We start from the raw sequence: 17,942 nt of genomic DNA on the forward strand, positions 1-17,942 counted from the left end.
ACCAAAGAAGCCCAACGCGTCGAGCGAAAAGGAGCGAAAAGAAAGACCGCGGGTCGCGCGCCGCGACCATCCAACAGGAAAAGCATGGCAGTTTTCCGTACGACATCGGATGATGAGTAAATCGCCGTGAAAGGACCGTGGACCTATGTCAGCGGCCTGCTCGATCTCCCGCGGATGAACGATCCCGCGGAGCGCCGCGCCTCCTGGCGCCAGGCCATGGCCACCCTCGCCCGCGTCAGCGCGGAAAATGGGCCCAGTCCGCTCGACGGGCTGCACCCCGACGCCCTGGTGCGGGTGGTGAAGGTCGCGCTCGGTGACGATTTGCTGGACGATCTGGACTGGCTCGCGCCCTCCGCCTCGGGGGCGGCGCTCTATGCGCTGGCGGCCGCGTTGCCGCCGGGGCCCGAGCAGCGGGAGGTGGGCCGGCGCGTTCTCGCCCGGTTGAACACGGCCAACGCCGAGACGTTCGTTGCCATGGCAACGCGCATGGCCCTCGGCTCGGGCAAAGGGCTGGGGACGTCGGCCGTTCGGGCCCGGGTGGGGCTGGTGCTGGAGCTTCCGCTGGCCTTGGGGGTCCGCGACGGTCCCTTGGCCCACGGGCTCTGTTCCTCGCGGGAGCTAATGCGCGAGTGGATCGTGATCCCCTCCACCGGCTCCTTGCACGCGCGGCGGATGGCGGCGCGTCTGCTCGAGCGGGCCGCGCGGGAGGCGGCCACGCGGGCCCAGCAAGGCGACGATCATGCGCTGCGCGTCTTTCACGCGAGCGGCCTGCAAGAGGCGTGGCGGCGGCTGCTCGGGGATCGCGAGTCGCTCGTATGGCGGTCCATCGCGGTGGCGCGCGGCCTTTTGTCGCCGTTTTTCCCCGAGTTGAAGAAGGAAGTGATGGTCGCGCTGACGCCGGAGTACACCCCCACCGAATGGCGCCGCGGTGCGACGTCGTTGGCGGCGATGGTGGCGGTGCAGCCGGAGCCCGCGCTGCGCTCGGCGGGCAAGGTCATTGCCAGCGGGGTGCTGGAGCGCGATCCGGGGGTGGCGGCCGCCTTTGCGTGGGGGCTCGCGCGCGCGGCCGAGGCGGAGCCCGAGGCGGCCCGCACCCTGCTCGACCGGCTCGTGGCCGAGGCAGGCTTCGACTCGGCGGAGGCGGTGGCCGAGCTTTTGGGCGAATACGGCAAGGTGTCGTTCGTGGAGCGCGCCGCGGCCAAGGCCATTTCCGCGCTGGCGCGCATCAGCAGCCCCGATTACCTCTCGCGCGACGACAGCGCCGAGGCGCTCGCCCGCGAAATTGCACGCGATTTGAAGCGCGAGACGCGGGCCGATCCCTCGCTGCGCGAGCAATTGGCGTATGCGCTGGAGCTCTTCGTCTCCCAAGGTGCGCGGCAAGCTTACGCGGCCGCGCGGGAGGTGCTCGCGGGGGCCAGCGCGGCGCTCGATACGCTCGACGCGCTGGCGCAAGACGAAGACGAGGCGGCGAAAGGTCGCGGCGGCACCACGGCCCGTCGCACCTCGTTGGCGGTGGTGCGCGACTTGGATATCACCTTGCTCGAGCGTCACACCTTGTCCGATCTGCTCAAGCTGGGCGGCTCCGATGCGGCGCGGCACGAGGTGCAGCTCGACACCGTGCGCGAGCGCATTGCGTCGTGGATCCTGGCGCGCGAGACCGGGCCTGGCGCGCACGAGACCTTGCGCCTTCGAAGGCTGCGGGCGCTGATTCACTTGGTCGACAGCGACGTGGGCTCGCAGGACGATCCGGTGCGGGCCGCGAACCTCCGCAAGCGCTGGTGCCGCATCGCCGCCTCGCTCATCGAGCGGTTCGAGTCGGGGCCGCCGCCGGAGCTGGTGCGCACGTTGTCGGCGGCGCTGGCGCGCGCGCTCGATGCGCTGGTGCGGGCCGAGGCCATCGAGGCGGTGGACGCGCTCTTGGTGGGGGTGGCCGTCGGCGACGATCTCGCGCAAATCGCGCTGGACGACGCGGTCTCCGGGCACGACGCGCACCTGCGCACCTTGGCCGAGGCCTCGATGGACCCGGACTTGAAGCACATGTTCGAGCGCTACGAGCGCTTCGTGGCCGCCTGCGAGCCCATGGAGCTCCACGCGCAGCTCGGCGCCTTGGAGGAGCTCGCGCGCGAGCTCTTTCTCCATCCCTCCAAGCGGGGCGAGGTGTTTCGCAAGGCGCTGGTCGGTCTGCACGCGGCGCTGGTGGCCATCGAGGAGGCGCCCACGCTCTCGGCGCTGATCGATGTGGGCGGGGAGCAGGGGCCCATCGGCGCGCTGGAGACGCACCTGGCCACCATTCAGCAGCTCACACGCTTTGCGCGCGGCCGGGTGGAGCTCGATCGCCGGGCGTCGTTCTCCGTCTTGGAGACGGCGACCGAGCGCCACTCGAAGCTCTCGCTGGTGGACGAATCGACCCCCGAGATCCTCGAGGAGGGGCTGCGGGTGCTGGTGGCGCGCGTGGTGTCGGGCGCCGAGCAAAAGCTGACGCGCGAGGCCGTCGCCGGGTGCGAGGCGGAGCTGCGAAAGGGCGTGCCGCCCTCGATTTTCCGGGTGGTCTCGGCGGTGCTGGTCTCGCTCCACGCGGCGCCGGTGGACAGCGAGGTGGTGGATACGCCGCACATCCGCGGGTCGACGGGGCGGGGACCGCAGTCGGCGCGCCTGCGCTCGAGCCCCGATCCGCTGCCCGCGTGGGTGCCGCCGCGCCGGACCATCGGCGGCTTCTTCATCGTCAAGGCGCTGGGCTCGGGGGGCTCCGGCAGCGTCTTCGTGGTCAACCGGGTCGAGGATCGGCACGATCCGAACGCGGAGCGATTTGCGCTCAAGGTGCCCGACTATTCGGCCACCGCCGCGCGCACCCTCTCCGAGCAGGCCTTCCTCGAGCTCTTTCGGGCCGAGGCCTCCGCGCTGATCGCGCTCCCGACGCACAAGAACCTCGCGCGCTTCGTGACGTTCGACTTGGCGGCGCGGCCCAAGCCCATCTTGGTGATGGAGCTGGTCGAAGGCGTCTCCTTCGCCAACGTGATCGACTCGCGTGCGCTCGACATGCAGCGCTGTTTTGCCGTGCTCGACGACGTCTTGCGCGGCTTGGAGGCGATGCACCGCGTGGGCGTGGGGCACCTCGATCTCACGCCGTCGAACGTGGTGCTGCGGCAGGGGCAAGACGGTGTGCTGGTGGACTTCGGCCTGGCGGGCCGGCACATTCGCCCGGGCTGCGCCACCGGGCCTTATGGTGCGCCCGAGGTGTGGGGCGCGGGGGGCGAAAATCAGCCTCCGACCCCGCAGGCGGCCGACGTGTATGCCTTTGGGTGCCTGGCCTTCGAAGCGCTCACGGGCGTCCCGCTCTTTCAAGCGCCCAGCGAGATGGCGCTGATCTCGGCGCACATCAGCCACGATGGTCTGCCGCCGCGGCTGCGCGCGCTCGCCACCCGGGTGGGCTTGGCGCCGCTGGGGGAGGCCATCTTCTGGACCTTGCGGCGCGATCCCGCGCAGAGGCCGCCCGTGGCCCAGGTGCGGAGCAATTTTGCGCAGGTCGCTTCGCGCTTGTCGGGCTTGAAGTGGCCTCTCTCGATCTAGATACGAGATGCGCTAGATACCGACTCGAAGATGCCCACACCCGTCACAGGAGAGCCCGATCCGAACGGCGGCGATTGCGTCGGCTGCGGGCGGTGCTGCCATCATCCATCGCACACCGTCCACTTTTTGGAGAGCGACGAGCACCGCATGGGCAAGCGGCTCTTGGAGCTGTACACGGAGGAGTACACGCAGCCGCCGGGGTTTCGCTTCATGAAGAACGTACCCACGGCCGCGGGCGACGAGACGCACTGCGCGGGGCTCGACGTGTCGGTGCCCGGCCAATATCCGTGCGCGATTTACGAGCACCGTCCCGACGATTGCCGCATCGTCGAGCCGGGATCGCCGGCGTGCCTGGAGGCGAGGCGGCTCGGGCACTTGGGGAGCTCGGTCGAGTTTCATCGGCCGAGGTGACCTTTGGCGCGGCGCGGCGCTGGCGCGGCCGCGCCGCTCAGTCCACGCCGATGACCTCCTCGATGCCTTGGGTGCCCCTATCGAACGCGCCCATGGCGAGGAGCACCGACGGTCGCGTGTCCTCGGGGTGATGGCCGCTCCCGGCGCGCGCGAGGGCGGTGAGGAACCCGATGCGCGGATAACGCTCGACGAGCTTCTTCAAGGTGCCCGGCTCGATGCGATGAACGTAAGCGCCTAGGATGTCGCAGGTCGCGCCCATGGCCGTCAAGGCGCTCTCGGCCGGGTATTGCGAGGGGGGCACGAAGAGGTTCAGGTGCGTCGAGATGGCATCGGCGATGCGGGAGACCACCGGATCGGGGTGACCGTCGGCGCCCAATCGCTCGCGTGCAATGCGCCCGCTCGCGTGGGCGAAACAGCACGCCGATAGGGGGCCCGCGACGGCGGTCAACCCCGCGTCGTGGCAGATGGCGGCGGCGTAGAACACCTCGCGATCGAACGCGATGCCGTCGTGCGCGGCCACCAGCGCGCCCAAATAGTAGGTGCGCAAGCAGTGGGTGAGCACGCTCTCGTCGTAGATCTCGAGGCCGAACGCCTCGGCGTCGCGCACCAAGCGCGTATCGGGCGGTGCCAATGTGTCGAGATCGACCGCGGCCGGCCGCAGCAAGCCCAGTCGGTGCCGCATTTCGTCGAAGCACATTTCGGCTTTTAGCGACGCGACATATCGCGCCAATTCGATTTTCTCCGTGGTGCTCATCCGGTCGCCCGTGCGCTGGCACCACTCCATCGTGCCCAATAGGGGTTCGCTCATTGCGTCTCTCTCGTATGCGCGCTAGCCGCACGCGCGATTTCGTACGCCTTCCGGCGCGGTCGTTTCCATTTTCTTCGCGCGTTCGAGTGCGTTCGAGCGCGCGTGCGCGGGTGGATTTCTTTCGCTATCGCACGAAAATACGATGTGTCAATTATTTCCAACGAGTCCGCACGAAACGGTCGATAACGCCCGATTGTCCAATGCCGGTCGTGGAGCGAAGCCGGATTGGTGAGCCGAGCGGGTGAGATGGGTGTGCCGAGGCGGCGGATTCGCGCGCGGAGGCGGGCGAAATCGGGAGGAACCCGCGCTTCCCGGGTGGGAAACATCCTTTCCGCCGTTCGCAACATCGCCTTCGAACAGGGTATTCCGGGTCCAAACAAATGCCGCTGAATGTCAATCGATGATGCGGCCGAGTTCTTGCTGAGCACCGCGGCATGGGACATATGCCGCCAATGTCATGGAGCATCCTGGTGCTCCTGACCCTCGCCTCCGCGTGCAGCGGGGCAAAGGAGCAATCGCCTCCATCGAGCGACGATCGGGTGCAAATGGACGCGTCGCAGGACACGCGTTCCCAGCTGGGGGTCGCGACGTGGGGACTTCGCGTTCGCGAAGACCGCTCCACCGTCATGCGCGGCTACGATGCATCGCAGGCCCCGGTCATCGAGCTCGAGTCCCGAGCGAGCGCCGGCTCGGACGCGACCTTCGAGTCCGCGGTCCGCGGGGCGCGGGGCTCGGCGCGCATGAAGCTCCGGGCGGGCGCGCAGCGAACGCAGGCCGACGTGCTCGAGAACACCTTCGCGACGGACGTCGAAGCGCTCCGGATCGTGGCGCGGATCGTCGCCGATCTCGCGACGCAGCGCCCGCGTGAAACGGGCGCCGGCGGGGGCAAGCACCCGAGCGCCAACGCGCTCGCCATCACGGCGGACGCGGGCACGCCGCTCGTCGACGGCGCGCGCAGTTTGTACTCGAGCTGCTCGTCGTCGCTCCTCCAATCGGGCAACGCGGCGGCCAACACCACCGCCGCGTGCGCGACGGGCTCGTGCAGCGCGGACACCGTACGTTCGGCCTCGCAAGCGCAGGGCCTCGCCGGCAGCGAGTGCGTGCAGAGCCTGCGCGAGGACCAAGGGGCGAAGGTGACCAAAGACCATCCCGAGGTGGGGCGGATGGTCATCAACGGCGCTCACTGCACGGCGACCCTGGTGGGCAAGCGCACCATCCTCACCGCCGCGCACTGCCTCGCCTACAAAACGGGCAAGGCCGAAGGGGAAGCCTGGTTCTACCCGGGCAAATCCGGCTCTTCGGAGGTGGTCGCCGACAGCAGCAACACCCGCCGCCTTCGCATCGAGGAGCTCAAGAGCTACGCCAGCGCGGGCGGGACGCGCGACGTCGGGGTGGCGAAGTTGGAGCGCGAGGCCGACGTGGTCCCGGCGGGCATCTCGGACGCGGAGCCGTTCGACCAATGGTGCCCCGTGTGCGGCGAGAACAAGGCGTCGGTCGTTTACGGCTTCGGTATTCACGCGGACTGCAGCAACAACGGCCAATGGTCGGGAAAGTCCGATAACCACCGGCGCGAGTTTTCATTTACATGGGGCAACGACACGGAGGTCCTCTGCGGCGGCGACTCCGGCGGCCCCGTGTTCTGGCAGGCTCGGAACGCGATCGTCGCCGTGAACTCCATGGGCGGGCCCGGCGCCACCGATACCTTTGGAAAGGTCACCAAAAAGAACGAAGATATCTACAACGACGTGCAGGACCGAATCAAAGAGTGGGGCGGGCGCTGATGCCGCCGCGCACCGAGGCGTGCCCGCGGGCTCCCGCGCGGCGCCAAAAAAATGGGGGGACGATGCGCGATACGGGCGCGTAGCCCCTCGGGGTCCCTCGCCGTGATGGGGCCGACCGACGACGAGCGCGCAACCTTGCGCGCGCGGGCCGCGGGTGCGCAAACCTGGAATCGCGCGACGATCAGTCGCCCGTGGGGTGGAGCCGTCGCCAGAGCGCGAGGGACTCGAACGGAGGCTCGGCCGCTCCGTCGCGTGCGGGGGCGGCGGTCGCGGGCGGGATGGGAACGTCCATCCAGCGGGCGAGGTGGGCCAGGGCTTCGGTTCGTTGCGGCGCGGGGAGGGCGCTGATGTTGGAGCCGTGGTTTCCGTCGGGGACGAAGTAGCGGAAGCTGTCGTTCTCGCGGCGCACCTGGAATGCGCCCGAGGACCATGGATCGTTCTCGCCGTAGATGAAGAGCATGCGCGTCATGGAGAAGTGCACCCAGCTCGTGACCAGCGGCATGCTGGTAGGCCGGAAGCGCTTGGCGACGCCGAGCGGGGGGAGCGCCTGGGGGAGATCGCGGAAGTTTGGTGTGAGCAGGCTGCGGATATGCGAATAGGTGTAGCCGGGGCCTCCGAGCTCGGTGGAGGCTTGATAATAATAAGGAGCGAAGTACGTGAGGGAGCGGTCTCCAATGGCGCCGACCATGGATCCGTAAATGACGCGGAGATAGGCGTACAGCTCGTCCGTGGTGGCCGTCGACCTCGGAATGTCGGCGCAGAAGCTTCGCTCGCCGTATTGCCAGAAGGTGAAGGGGGCTTCGGTGACCGCATAGTCCAGCGCCAGATGGATACCGCCCGCGAGCTCGTAACCGTCACCGGCGGCCGCGGCCTCGGCGGCCATGCGGGACTCGATCTCCCCGCGGCGGCGAAGGACCTCGACTTGAAAGGTCTTCAACTTGGCGCGGCAATCGGGATCGCCCACGCGCTCGAGGAATGTGATGTAGCGGGGATCGCTCCGTCCGAAGCTGCTGGGGGCCACATAGGGGACCGTGGCGAAGACGTCGTCGGGGTAGAAGAAGCGGTGGTAAATGGCGGTCATGCCGCCTTTGCTGCCGCCGGTCGAGAGCCACTTCTTTGGAAAGAGCGGCTTGAACGCGCGAACGATGCGATGCTCGTCCGTGGCCATTTGAAAGATATCGAGCTTGCTCCAATCCACGGTGCTTGGGCTCGGGATCGATGGGGTGAAGTAGCGGTGCTCCACCAGCAGCTGATTGGCTTGCAACAGAAACGCCGGCTCGGACCGGGTGGCCCGCGAGGTGGTGATGCCGTAGCCGGTGGTGGCGAGGACCATCGGCGCCTCGCGCGCGCGAAAGAGCAGGGCGGCGCGCTGCGTGAATTTGCCGCCCTGGGGGGCAAAGTGGTCGGCCGGCTGCTCGAAACCAAGAATGAAAAAGCGGGTGCCGGGGTACCGCGACGGCGCCTCGCGAACCTCGACGATGCCGCGCACCTTCTGCAATGCGACGAGGATATCGTCTTCGGCCCGTGACCCTTCGTCCTCGGCCGGCGATAATTCATCCTCTTCGGCCAGCGGCGCTGCGTTCGAGGGCGACGGCGGGGTTGCAGCCTCGTCGACGGTCTCCGCGAGCTGGCTTTGCGCGCGATCGGCGGGCTCGTTCCAGGGATCGGACGAGCACGCGCTCGCGATGAACGCGAGCGCGGCGGTGGCGAGCGCGGTGGATGGAGCGACTCGAAGCAGGCGCCGTGCGAGCAGCATGACACCTACTTTAGGCTACGAGCCTCCGAGCCGCGCGCTTTTCTTCATTGTTTCATTACTATTTAATAATGTCGACGCAGAGGCCATTGATGCAAGGGACGTTGTTGCAACATCCGATGCCGTTTCCACACGCTTGTCCATAAAGGGCGCAGGTGTTGGTGCCTCCATCGGGCACGGTGGTGGCGCCGCAGGTGCCGCTCACGGAGCCGGGCGGGGTGGTGCAGCTGAGGCCCGAGCAGCAATCGGCGTTGACCGAGCAGGCGCCGCCGGATGCGCTGCACTTCGTGGTCGGCGGTGCGCAGCGGAGGGTGCCGCTCGCGTCGGGGACGCAGAGGGCCCCGTTGCAGCAGTTGCCGGAGAAGGCGCAGGTTTCACCCGTTTGGCGGCAGGCCAAGCCGCCGTCGGAGCCGACCGCATGGCAGCGCGGGACGCCCACCGGATCGAGCTCGCAGTTGGTCTTCGAGCCGAGGTGCCCGCAGCAGTCGTTTCGGGACGAGGAGCCGCCGCACACGTAGTCCTTGAAGTGGCATACGTTGCCTTCGGGGTTGCAGCTCCTGGGGTTGCGGCAGACGCCCACGGCGGCACCCGGCTCTTTGTCGCACACGACGTTTCCATCACCGGGCAATCCGCTGCCGGCCGCGCCGCAGCAATCTTTGTCCGCGCGGCAAAGGTCGCCGTTGACGTGGCAGCCGTTGGCCGGCCGGCAGATCTTCACGCCGGAGGCGCCGTAGGGCGCGCACAAGCGGCTGCAGCAGGATCCGCAGCCATCGCACACGGTGCCGTCGACGCCGCCGTTGCAGTTGGTGGCCCCGGTGGGGGGAGGGCTGCAGGTGCCCAGGCTGGCGCCCGACGCGATGTTGCACATGCCGCCGCAGCAATCCTCGGAGCGCGCGCAGGCGTCGCCCGTTTGAATGCAGTACGACGAGGCGAGCGCGCACGTTCCACCTTGGCACAGCTTCGAGCAGCACTGATCATTGCCCGAGCAGCTATTTCCAGCCGTCTTGCACGTGGTGTTGAGGGCCGCGCATTTACCGGTTCCGGTATCGCATTTTCCGCTGCAGCAGGTGGTGCCGCCGGTGCACGCTTCTCCATCGGAGACGCAGGCGGAGGCTCCGCACTTGCCACCGACGCAATTGAGGTTGCAGCAATCGGTAGCATTTCCGCAGGTCGCACCTGCACTTCCGCAGGTACCCACGCCGCCGGTACAGCGCTGGGTGGTCGGGTCGCAGGTGCCGGTGCAGCACTGATCTCCGGACGTGCACGCCTTTCCGGAGGCGCGGCAGAGAGGCGGTATACCGCCGCCAGGATCTCCGCCCTGGCCGGTGTCGGGGCCCGCGTCGCCGCCGGGGAAGCCCACGGCAGCGTTGTCGCTGCTTCCGCACGCGAAGGCGACGGCGGCGATAAGGACGAGGAAGAGAGCCGTTCGGCGTATTGACATGCCCCCCCAGTGGTCCGAGCTGGCGCGGACCAGGCAGCGCTAATTCGATTTCTTCGATTCTCTCGGTCGCGGTCGATTTAAATATTGGGCATCAGGGACGAACGCACATGAGCCGCTCGGGATCGCAAATGAATTGCTCACTCGGGCAATGCGATGAGTTTACGCAGTGCACGCATCGGCCGGTGATCTTCTCGCAATGGGAGCGCCCGGGCGGGCAAGGTCCGTCGTCGAGGCATTCGATGCACCGGCCCGTATTCGGTTCGCAGATCCGGTCGTTGCCTGCATTATTACAGTCGGCATTTACTTGGCAGTCTTTGCATAGATGGCTTTGCGCGTGGCAGGTCGCATTGCCTGGACATTTGCCGGCGTCGTCGCATGCGGTGATGCAGACGTGCTGCTCGCACGCCCTTCCGGCCGGGCAATCCGCGCTCGTGGTGCACGCGACGCAGCGGTGCTCGGTCGGGTTGCAGCGCGGTAGGGGATCTTTGCAGTCGGAGTCGGCGAGGCACGCGACGCAGTTGCCCGACGCGGTGTCGCAGCGCAAGGTGGGCAAGGGGCAGGTGCCGCCGTTCGTGCGGCAATCCATGGGCAGTGCGCTCGCGTCGAGGCCGGCGTCCATGCCGGAGGTGCCTCCGTCGTCGGGGTCGCTGAACGAGAGCTGACCGTGGCACGCGGCCGCGAAAAGGCCGAGCCCAAACCAAAATTTGCGCATCGGCTCAGTCCCCGCGTTCGATGAGCGCGCGGGCGTCGCGGCGTGCAAACCCGTTTGGGTAGTGGTTCAAATAGTCCTTTGCGGCGGCGCGGCCCAGGGCGCGGTCGACGCGCGCGAGCAGTCGCCAGCGCTCGACGGTGGCGCTTTCGGAGAGGGCGCTCTGGGGATAACGCGATAGGAACGTTTCGAAGGTGGCAATGGCGCCTTGGAGATCGCCGGTTCGCTTTTGATCGGCGGCGCGGGCGAAGAGATCGTTTTGTGCGGCGAGCTCCGAGGGGGCGGGCGCAGGGGTCGGGCGTGAAGAGGTGCGGGGGTGGGGGGCGGTGGTGCGATCCGGGTTGGGCGCGGGGGCGAGGGCCGGTGCGGGGCTGGGGGAAGCGAGCTTGGAGGAAGCGGGATTCGTGCTGGGGGCGGTGCGATCCGGGTCGGGTGCGGGGCTCTTTGGGGGTGCGGGATTGGTGGCGGGGGCGGGGCTGGAATCGGAGAGGGCGGCCGGATAGCAGGTGCGGGGCCACTCTTGGCCGGCGGTGATTTGGTTTTCGGTGCCGGCGTGGCGGACGGTGACGGTGCCTTCGTCGACGCGGACGCGGGTGGTGGAGCCGTTGGCGCAGGCGAGGTCGGGTTTGACGGTGGTGACGTGGAATTGTGTGCCGCGGACTTCGACCTCGGTGTCGGGGGTGCGTACGATGAAGCGGGTGCCCTGTTTCAGCTTGGCCACGTGCGCCTTCATCGAGCCGGCGGCCAGCCAGTAAATTTGGTTTCGGTCCTGGGAGACGACCGAAAGATCGCCGCGCGACTCCAGTGCGATGCGCGTTCCGGTCGCGAGCGCGAGCTCGACGTGGGAGCCTTCGCCGGCCACCACGTGATCGCCCGAGCGGATGGGGGTGCCCGATGCGAGCGCTTCGCGTGCGCCGTCTCGTTCGATTTGCACGGGGCCTTGCGCGCCTTCGGCCATGGCGTCGATGGGCGTGTGCTGCGCGCGCACCACCAGCGCAATGGCGGCGGCGGCGGCGGCCAAGGTGGAGGCGATGGCGACGCGCTTTTGCGTCTTTTTGCGGGCGCGCTGGCGGATGGCGTCCCGGATGGCGTCGATGCGTTGGGTGCGGGCTTCGGCGTCGTTCGGGGGATCGCGAGGGGCCTCTCCGGCGCGGAGGGCCTTGGCGGCCAGGCTCGCGTACTTGGGGAGCATGCTCATGGCTCCGCCCCCGGAAGTTGCGTGAGCAGATCGGCCAGCTCCGGATCTTCGGCGATGCGCTCGTGCAGCTCGCAGCGGCCGCGCACCAAGCGCGTTTGGGCCGCGGCCACGCTGGCGCCCGTGATGGTGGCGATTTCGCGCAGATCGTAGCCGCACACGTCGTGGAGCAGGAAGGTCCACGCTTTGTCGGGGTGGATATCGGCGAGGTGCTGCCGTACGCGCTCCATGGCGTTGCGCGCAAAGAGGGTCCGCGCCAAGTTGGTGGGCCCCGCGTCCAGATCCTCGAAGCCCGCGCCGCTGAAGATCGAGCGCTCGCGCTTTCGCCGGCGCAAATGGTTGTAGACGGCGCGCGACGCGATGGTCGAAGCCCACGACTCGAGGGAGCACTCGCCCCGGTAGCGATCGAACGACTGAATGAGCTCGATCATGCTGAGCTGAACGAGATCTTCGCAGTCCACGTCCCGCGCGCCCAAGAGCCTTTGGATGGTCCGGTGGACGCACGGGTACAGCCGATCATGGAACGCGGTGGCCGCCAGCGCGTCGTTGGCGCGGAGCGACGCGATGAGCTGCGCGTCGTCCAACGAGGGCGCGCGCACCGGCGCGGGCGAGGGCGCCGCGCTCGGTGCAACGAGACGGAGTTTGGGGTTGCGCGCAGTTGCCACGTTTCCCCCCCAAAGTAACCCGACCCCCCGCCGACCAGGCAGCCGACGTCAAAAGTGCACCCGTATACCTAGCTCGGCCACGCCATGGTAAGGCGACAAGGTGGTCACCGTGCGACCATTGACGACAACGTCGGTGCTGCCAAAGTCGATGTGCGCCCCGAGCCCCGCCACCAAGGCCACCCGCGGCGCGACGAACCATGCGCCGCCGAGTTGCACATGCGCCCCCGGGACCCAGCGTCCTTCGTGTTGCGTCTCCTGCAGCGCATTGCTCGTTCGGGAAAGCGTTTCCCAGGAGCTGACCCACTCGCCCAAGAGCGCAACCTCGTAGCCGCGATCCTCGCCCGCGCCCGCGGCGGCAGCTGCACCTCCGGCCGCGCCCGCGCCGCCGGCGCCCGACGAGCTGGAAAAGATGCGCACGCGAAGCCCCGCGGCCAGCGAGAAGGCGCGCAGCTGCCCCGAGGTCTCGCCCACCGAGCCGGTGCGAAAGCCGGCGGCCCCCGTGAGCGAGAGCAGCGGCACCACGCGAAATGCACCGCGCAGCACCCCGCCCAAGGTCGTGGCATGCGCGGCGACGTCGACCAGCGCCCGCGCCTCCATCGAAAAACGCCCGGCGCGCGGGCCGCGGGCGGGGGCCGCTTCGGATTTTTCGGGCGCCTTGACCGCGGCCGGCGAGGGGGCACGGGCCGGCGGCGCGCGCGAGGGGAACTCGGTCTGCACCATCGAGGCGAGCGTAAAGCCGATGGTGCGCCCTCGTTCCTCGGCGAGGTCGCCCTCGTTGAAGGCGAAGTACCGGTCCGTCCAACCGGCTTGTCCGGCCCAGTGCGCGTGCAGGGCCACGCGGCCGCCATCGAGCCACCGCAAGGTCACGACGCCGCTCGCGTGCAGCCGGTCCCCGAGGGCCACCGCGTCTTCATCGGGCACGGGGGCCACGGGATCCACCAGCACGCGTGCGTCGGCGCCGAGCGAGCGGCCGGCGGCGCTCACGATGCCCGAGACCAGCGGGGCCTGCATTTCGCCGGGCGGAACCAGCAGCAAAATGATCAAGCCCGCGCTCATGGGCGGCTCAATTTTCTCCGAAGAGAGCCTTTTTTAGCTTGCCCGACACGTTGAAATCCACCAGCTCGTTGTAGCCGCCGACGGCGTTGCCCGCGACGAACACGATGGGCAGATCGTCCTCTTTGCAGCGCGCTTCGCGCACGACGAAGGCCTTGGTGGCCTCGTCGCCGGAGACGTCGAGCTTGGTGAAGGCGATGGATTCGCTGCCGAGGAACTCTTCGATCCGGCCGAGGAGCCGCGCGTTGCGGTCTTTCTCGAAGTAGACCATGACCGGGGCCTGTTCGCGGGCCACGCTTTTGCGGGTCTTGGTGGCGCGGAGCTGGGCCAATCGCTCCTTGGCCTCCTGGCGCTTTACGAGCTCCTCTTTGGAACAGAGGGGCTGACCGAAGGTTACGTTGACACGCCGGAGAAGGTCCTTCGGAATGCGGATGGGGGCCAGCCCATCGCCCCACGGCGACGTGATGGCACGGTGAAGGGTGGCGCGGAGGGTGCCTTTGACCATGAAATCCTCATACCATGGCTCGCACATGCGTGAGATAGCCTGCGAGAGCCGAATCCTGAACGTGGACGTGTTTGCGCGCGGCGCGGTGGTCACGCGCGAGGTGCTCTTCCCATCGGACCTGCCCTCCGATGAGGTCAGCCTGGTCCTGGAGGGCATCACCGCGCTGGCGCAGCCGGGGACCGCGCGGGCCCGCATCGCCGGCGAGCGGCCCATCGTCTATGTGCGCTCGCGCGCGGTGGTGCCGCGGGAGGTCCCCGTGCCGGGCGAGGTGCTCGCGCGCCTGCGCGATCTGGAGCGGCAGTGGGAGAAGCTCGACCTCGAGGGCCGGCACCTGCAGATGCGACGCGCTGCGCTGGGCGCCATTCGGCCGGAGCCCAAGCTGGATGTGCGCTGGCGCCGCGTCGATCCGGCGGCGCGCGTGTCGGACGCGCTGGCGGCCCTTTCGCTGGCGGACGAGCTGACCTTGGAGCTCGATCGGCGGCTCGCCTCCTTGGACGAGGCGCGCGCCGAGCTGGAAAAGCGCCTGGAGCGCGCCCGCTTGGAGGCGGCGCAAGCCGGGAGCGCCGAGCTCCTCGGCGAGGGAAGGGAGACGAGCGCCATCGTCGTGCGCCTGGGCGCGGGCGCGAAGCCCGACGCGCTCCACGTCTCGTACGCGGTGCCTGCCGCGCGCTGGTGGCCCGTGTATTCTGCACGCTTTACCTCGCCCGAGGAGGGCGCGCGCGACGCGGCGACCCATGCGCTCTGGACGCTCGAGGCCTTCGTGGCGCAGGCCAGCGGTGAGGATTGGCGCGGGGTTCGTCTGAGTCTCTCGACGGCGGCGCTGGTGCGCAATGCGCAGCTCCCCGAGCTCCTCTCCTACCGCCTGGGGCGCAAGCAGCCGCCCCCGCGCCGCGGCTACCGCCCGCTCCCCGAGGGGCTGAGCGAAATGTTCGCCGGCTACGACGAGGCGCTGTTGCGCTCTCCTCCGCCGCCACCACCTCCTCCTCCTTTGCCGCATCTTTCATCTCCGCCCTCGCCGCGCACGACCCCCGCTGCGCGCATGGCGCGGGTGCGCGCAAACAGCCGCTTGCCCGCGCCTGCCGCCGCGTATGCCGCGCACCAAGCGGAGAATGGCGACGGTGAGGGTGGGTTCTCCGCGCACTTCACCGACGATCTGGCGAAGGCCGAGCCCGTGGCGTTCTTGGGGGCGATGGCGGAGGAATCTGCGTCGGCCCCGGGTGGAGGAGGCGCGTCCGGAGCGCGGCCCCCGCCGCCGCCCGCGCCCGCGGCAAGGGAGCCCATGCCGCAGGCGATGATGGCGCCGTCGCCCATGGCTTACGGTGCGGCGGATGGGGATGGCGGCGCGCCGCTGGCGCAGGATCGTCAACGCAAGATGCTCCCGCGGCCCAAGGCGACGCGATCCATGGCGCGCGCGCGCATGCCGTTCATGGCGTCGGCCATGGAGGACGCGCCGACGGTGGTGGGCTACCCGGAGCTGTCCGAGATCGCGCCGGCCGATGCATGGCTCGACTTCGATGCGCTGGTCCTCGCCCCCATGGACGATCGCAGCGCGCGCGGGCGCCTGGTCAAGGAGCCCTCGCCCGTGTGGCGCGGCGACGACCCGACGCATCACATCGAGCAAATCCCGCTGCCGCGCTATGCGTCCGATCCGGCGGAGGCGGTGGGCATGCACGCGGCGCATGGGGGCCACGGGCCAAATGGGATGAACGCGGCGAGCGCGGCGAACGCGATCGACAAACGAGGACGGCAGGTCCGCTACGGCGCCGACGCGCCGGTGGAGATCGCGTCGGACGCCCTTCCGCACCGCGTTTTGGTCACGACGGGGAGCGGCCCCGCGGCGCGGACCTTGGTGGTCCTCCCGCGCGAGTCCACCGACGTGTACCGTGAGGCGGCCGCGCGAAATCCCTTTGCGGTCGCCCTTCTTCCGGGCCCCGCCGACGTCTTCCTCGATGGCGCGCTGCTCACCACCTCGGCCCTGGAGCTCACGGGCGAAGGTGGCACCGTGCGCCTGGGGCTCGGCGTGGAGGACCGCATCCGCGTGGTGCGCAACGTGCGGGTGCAAGAGGAGAGCGCCGGCTTTCTCGGCGGAAAGACCGCGGTGCAGCACGACGTCGCCATCGAGCTCTCGTCGTCGCTCGGTTATCCGGTCATGGTTCGCGTCTACGATCGGGTGCCGGTGACCGAGGACAAAGACGTGGAGATCGAGCTGCTCTCCACCCGGCCCAAGCCCGACAAATACGATCAAGCCGAGCGCGGGGCGCCCATTCGCGGCGGGCTCGTATGGGAGATCACCTTGGGCGCAGGCGCCCGCGAGCGGGTCGACTTTTCGTACCGCATCGTGTTCCCGGGCAAGAGCGAGCTCGAGGGAGGAAACCGTCGTGAGTAACGAAGCGCACATTTCCGAGGTTCATGCGACGATCGCCCGCACCGTCACGTTCTTCGAGGATCGCGCCGAGATCGTGCGCACCGCGCACGCCACCTTGAGGCCCGGGGCCGCGTGGATCGTCTTCTCCGGGGTGACCCCGTTCATCGACGAGCGCTCGGTGCAGGTGCGCCTCTTGGAGGGCGAGGGGCGGGTGCTGGCCGCGCGGGTCAAGCGCCGCGTGCACCACGAGGAGACGTTGGGCCGCGAGGAGCTCGACGCGCTGGAGGCCGAGCTGCGCCAAGCCGATCGCCGTCTGGCCGAGGCCAACGAGGGCATCGAGCGGGCGCGCGCGCGCGGGGAAATGACGCGCGAGCTCTTGGAGCGATGGGCGGCGGGGCTCTCGGGCGTGCCGCGCGGACTTCGCGAAAATGGCCAGGGGCGCGCGGTGGTGGACGCGTGGCGCGGCGCCTACGACACCTTGGTGCGCGCCGAGGCCGACGTGCTCGCCGCCGCCGATGCCGCGTGGTCGCTCAAGCTGCGCGCGGAGGACGAGGTGGCGCACGCCGCGTCCCGTCTGCAAAACGGCTCCGAGCGGCACGTGCGCCACGAGGCGCTGGTGCAGGTGCGGGTGGAGGCCTCGTCGGCCGGGCCCGCGCTCTTCGAGATCACCTACCGCACCCCGGGGGCGCTCTGGCGGCCGGAGCACGTGGCGCGCTTCGGCCATGGCCAGGGCGATGCGCGCGAGGGCAGCCTCGATCTGCTCACCTGGGCCACCGTCTGGCAGCGCACGGGCGAAGATTGGCGCAGCGTGGAGGTTCGCCTCTCGACGGCGCGCCCGGCGCAGCACGCGGTGCCTCCGCTCCTCGACGACGATCGCATCGCCACCCGCCGCAAGTCCGACGCGGAGCGCAAGCGCACGGTGGTGGAGGGGCGCGAGCAGGAAATTCTATCGGCGGCCATCGCCGGAGGGCGCACCGACGTCGATCAAATGCCGGGGGTCGACGACGGCGGGCTTCCCTTGGTCTACGAAGCGCGCTCGCGCGCCGACCTCTACTCCGACGGCCGCCCCGCGCGCCTCGAGATCGCGCAAGTCCGTCTGCCGGCGCGGGTGGAGCTCGTGGCCTACCCGGAGCTCGCCGAGGTCGCACACCTCCGCGCCACCGCCACCTTGAGCGAAGGCGGGCCGCTGCTCGCGGGGCCCGTGCACGTCCACTACGAGGGCACGGCCGCGGGCCGCGCGCGCACGCGCTTCGTCGGCAAGGGCGAGGCGTTCGAGCTGGGCCTCGGCACCGACGACGCCGTGCGCGTCCGCCGCGAGGTCGAAAAGGACGACGACACCAGCGCCATCCTGGGCACCCAAAAGCGCAAACGCACCGTGAACGTATGGCTGTCGAACCTCGGTCGCGATCCCAAGCGGGTGCGGGTCACCGAGCGGGTACCGGTGAGCGAAATCGAGGGGCTCGAAATCGACGTCGCGACGGGGCAGGGGTGGCACATCGATCCGCGCGATGGCTTTGCCACCTACGATCTCGAGCTCGCGGGCGACGCCACGCGGAAGCTCACGTTGGTGTACGAGCTCCGGGCGAGCTCGAAGATCGTGCTCCCGGATCTTTGAGTCGCAGGTTCCAGGAGAGAACGACGTTCCTTCGGGCCTGGAGCCTGGAGTCTCCTAGCTTCACGAGGGAACGC

The 17,942-nt window shown here is 69.1% G+C and carries 12 protein-coding genes and 1 pseudogene; 5 read left to right on the forward strand and 8 right to left on the reverse strand.

Going from position 1 to position 17,942, the window contains the following annotated elements; all coding sequences use genetic code 11:
* Nucleotides 1-126 precede the first annotated feature (126 nt).
* Both LZC94_18095 and LZC94_18100 read left to right on the forward strand, forming a co-directional pair.
* Nucleotides 127-3,567, forward strand: a complete 3,441-nt coding sequence (locus LZC94_18095; protein WXB19137.1) for a serine/threonine protein kinase — start codon at nt 127-129, stop codon at nt 3,565-3,567.
* A 30-nt stretch (nt 3,568-3,597) separates the two neighbouring features.
* Entirely contained in the window at nt 3,598-3,978 is a 381-nt protein-coding gene (locus LZC94_18100; GenBank protein WXB19138.1) for a YkgJ family cysteine cluster protein, read from the forward strand.
* A gap of 37 nt (nt 3,979-4,015) precedes the next feature.
* On the opposite strand, the gene LZC94_18105 is transcribed toward LZC94_18100, so the two are convergent.
* Nucleotides 4,016-4,786 carry an HD domain-containing protein gene (locus tag LZC94_18105; GenBank protein WXB19139.1) on the reverse strand — a complete coding sequence of 257 codons (771 nt, stop codon included), beginning with the start codon at nt 4,784-4,786 and terminating at the stop codon, nt 4,016-4,018.
* A 452-nt stretch (nt 4,787-5,238) separates the two neighbouring features.
* Between LZC94_18105 and LZC94_18110 the strand changes: the two genes are divergently transcribed.
* Nucleotides 5,239-6,567 (forward strand): S1 family peptidase, encoded by a 1,329-nt coding sequence (locus tag LZC94_18110; GenBank protein WXB19140.1) that lies wholly within the window; start codon nt 5,239-5,241, stop codon nt 6,565-6,567.
* 181 nt (nt 6,568-6,748) lie between these two features.
* Here the strand turns inward: LZC94_18110 and LZC94_18115 are convergent, their stop codons facing one another.
* The 7 genes and pseudogenes from LZC94_18115 to LZC94_18145 all read right to left on the reverse strand — a co-directional run bounded on the left by LZC94_18115 (nt 6,749) and on the right by LZC94_18145 (nt 13,888).
* On the reverse strand, nt 6,749-8,323 hold the full coding sequence (locus tag LZC94_18115) for a hypothetical protein (protein ID WXB19141.1): 1,575 nt from the start codon (nt 8,321-8,323) through the stop codon (nt 6,749-6,751).
* 58 nt (nt 8,324-8,381) lie between these two features.
* Complete coding sequence (locus LZC94_18120; protein ID WXB19142.1) at nt 8,382-9,761, reverse strand: hypothetical protein; 1,380 nt, start codon at nt 9,759-9,761, stop codon at nt 8,382-8,384.
* Nucleotides 9,762-9,852: 91 nt separating this feature from the next.
* Complete coding sequence (locus tag LZC94_18125; GenBank protein ID WXB19143.1) at nt 9,853-10,473, reverse strand: hypothetical protein; 621 nt, start codon at nt 10,471-10,473, stop codon at nt 9,853-9,855.
* Between the two features lie 622 nt (nt 10,474-11,095).
* Nucleotides 11,096-11,428 (reverse strand): annotated as a pseudogene (locus LZC94_18130) (FecR family protein).
* 236 nt (nt 11,429-11,664) lie between these two features.
* A complete protein-coding gene (locus tag LZC94_18135) occupies nt 11,665-12,330 on the reverse strand; it encodes an RNA polymerase sigma factor (protein WXB19144.1) in 666 nt (221 codons plus the stop codon).
* 48 nt (nt 12,331-12,378) lie between these two features.
* Nucleotides 12,379-13,386 (reverse strand): hypothetical protein, encoded by a 1,008-nt coding sequence (locus LZC94_18140; protein WXB19145.1) that lies wholly within the window; start codon nt 13,384-13,386, stop codon nt 12,379-12,381.
* Nucleotides 13,387-13,393: 7 nt separating this feature from the next.
* The gene (locus tag LZC94_18145; protein WXB19146.1) at nt 13,394-13,888 is read right to left on the reverse strand and encodes a hypothetical protein; all 495 of its coding nucleotides are present in this window, start codon (nt 13,886-13,888) and stop codon (nt 13,394-13,396) included.
* Nucleotides 13,889-14,225: 337 nt separating this feature from the next.
* Between LZC94_18145 and LZC94_18150 the strand changes: the two genes are divergently transcribed.
* A complete protein-coding gene (locus LZC94_18150; GenBank protein WXB20207.1) occupies nt 14,226-16,274 on the forward strand; it encodes a DUF4139 domain-containing protein in 2,049 nt (682 codons plus the stop codon).
* The gene (locus LZC94_18155; protein ID WXB19147.1) at nt 16,267-17,868 is read left to right on the forward strand and encodes a DUF4139 domain-containing protein; all 1,602 of its coding nucleotides are present in this window, start codon (nt 16,267-16,269) and stop codon (nt 17,866-17,868) included. The genes LZC94_18150 and LZC94_18155 overlap by 8 nt, the downstream gene beginning before the upstream one ends.
* The last annotated feature ends 74 nt before the right edge of the window (nt 17,869-17,942 follow it).

The sequence above is a fragment of the Sorangiineae bacterium MSr11954 genome (assembly GCA_037157815.1).
In the GTDB taxonomy this organism is placed as follows: Bacteria; Myxococcota_A; Polyangia; order Polyangiales; family Polyangiaceae; genus Pendulispora; species Pendulispora albinea.

Excerpts from the sequence above, each read along its gene's own strand:
- LZC94_18100 (WXB19138.1), top strand. The coding sequence starts at position 3,598 with ATGCCCACACCCGTCACAGGAGAGCCCGATCCGAACGGCGGCGATTGC.
- LZC94_18105 (WXB19139.1), bottom strand. The coding sequence starts at position 4,786 with ATGAGCGAACCCCTATTGGGCACGATGGAGTGGTGCCAGCGCACGGGC.
- LZC94_18110 (WXB19140.1), top strand. The coding sequence starts at position 5,239 with ATGTCATGGAGCATCCTGGTGCTCCTGACCCTCGCCTCCGCGTGCAGC.
- LZC94_18115 (WXB19141.1), bottom strand. The coding sequence starts at position 8,323 with ATGCTGCTCGCACGGCGCCTGCTTCGAGTCGCTCCATCCACCGCGCTC.
- LZC94_18120 (WXB19142.1), bottom strand. The coding sequence starts at position 9,761 with ATGTCAATACGCCGAACGGCTCTCTTCCTCGTCCTTATCGCCGCCGTC.
- LZC94_18125 (WXB19143.1), bottom strand. The coding sequence starts at position 10,473 with ATGCGCAAATTTTGGTTTGGGCTCGGCCTTTTCGCGGCCGCGTGCCAC.
- LZC94_18140 (WXB19145.1), bottom strand. The coding sequence starts at position 13,386 with ATGAGCGCGGGCTTGATCATTTTGCTGCTGGTTCCGCCCGGCGAAATG.
- LZC94_18145 (WXB19146.1), bottom strand. The coding sequence starts at position 13,888 with ATGGTCAAAGGCACCCTCCGCGCCACCCTTCACCGTGCCATCACGTCG.
- LZC94_18150 (WXB20207.1), top strand. The coding sequence starts at position 14,226 with ATGCGACGCGCTGCGCTGGGCGCCATTCGGCCGGAGCCCAAGCTGGAT.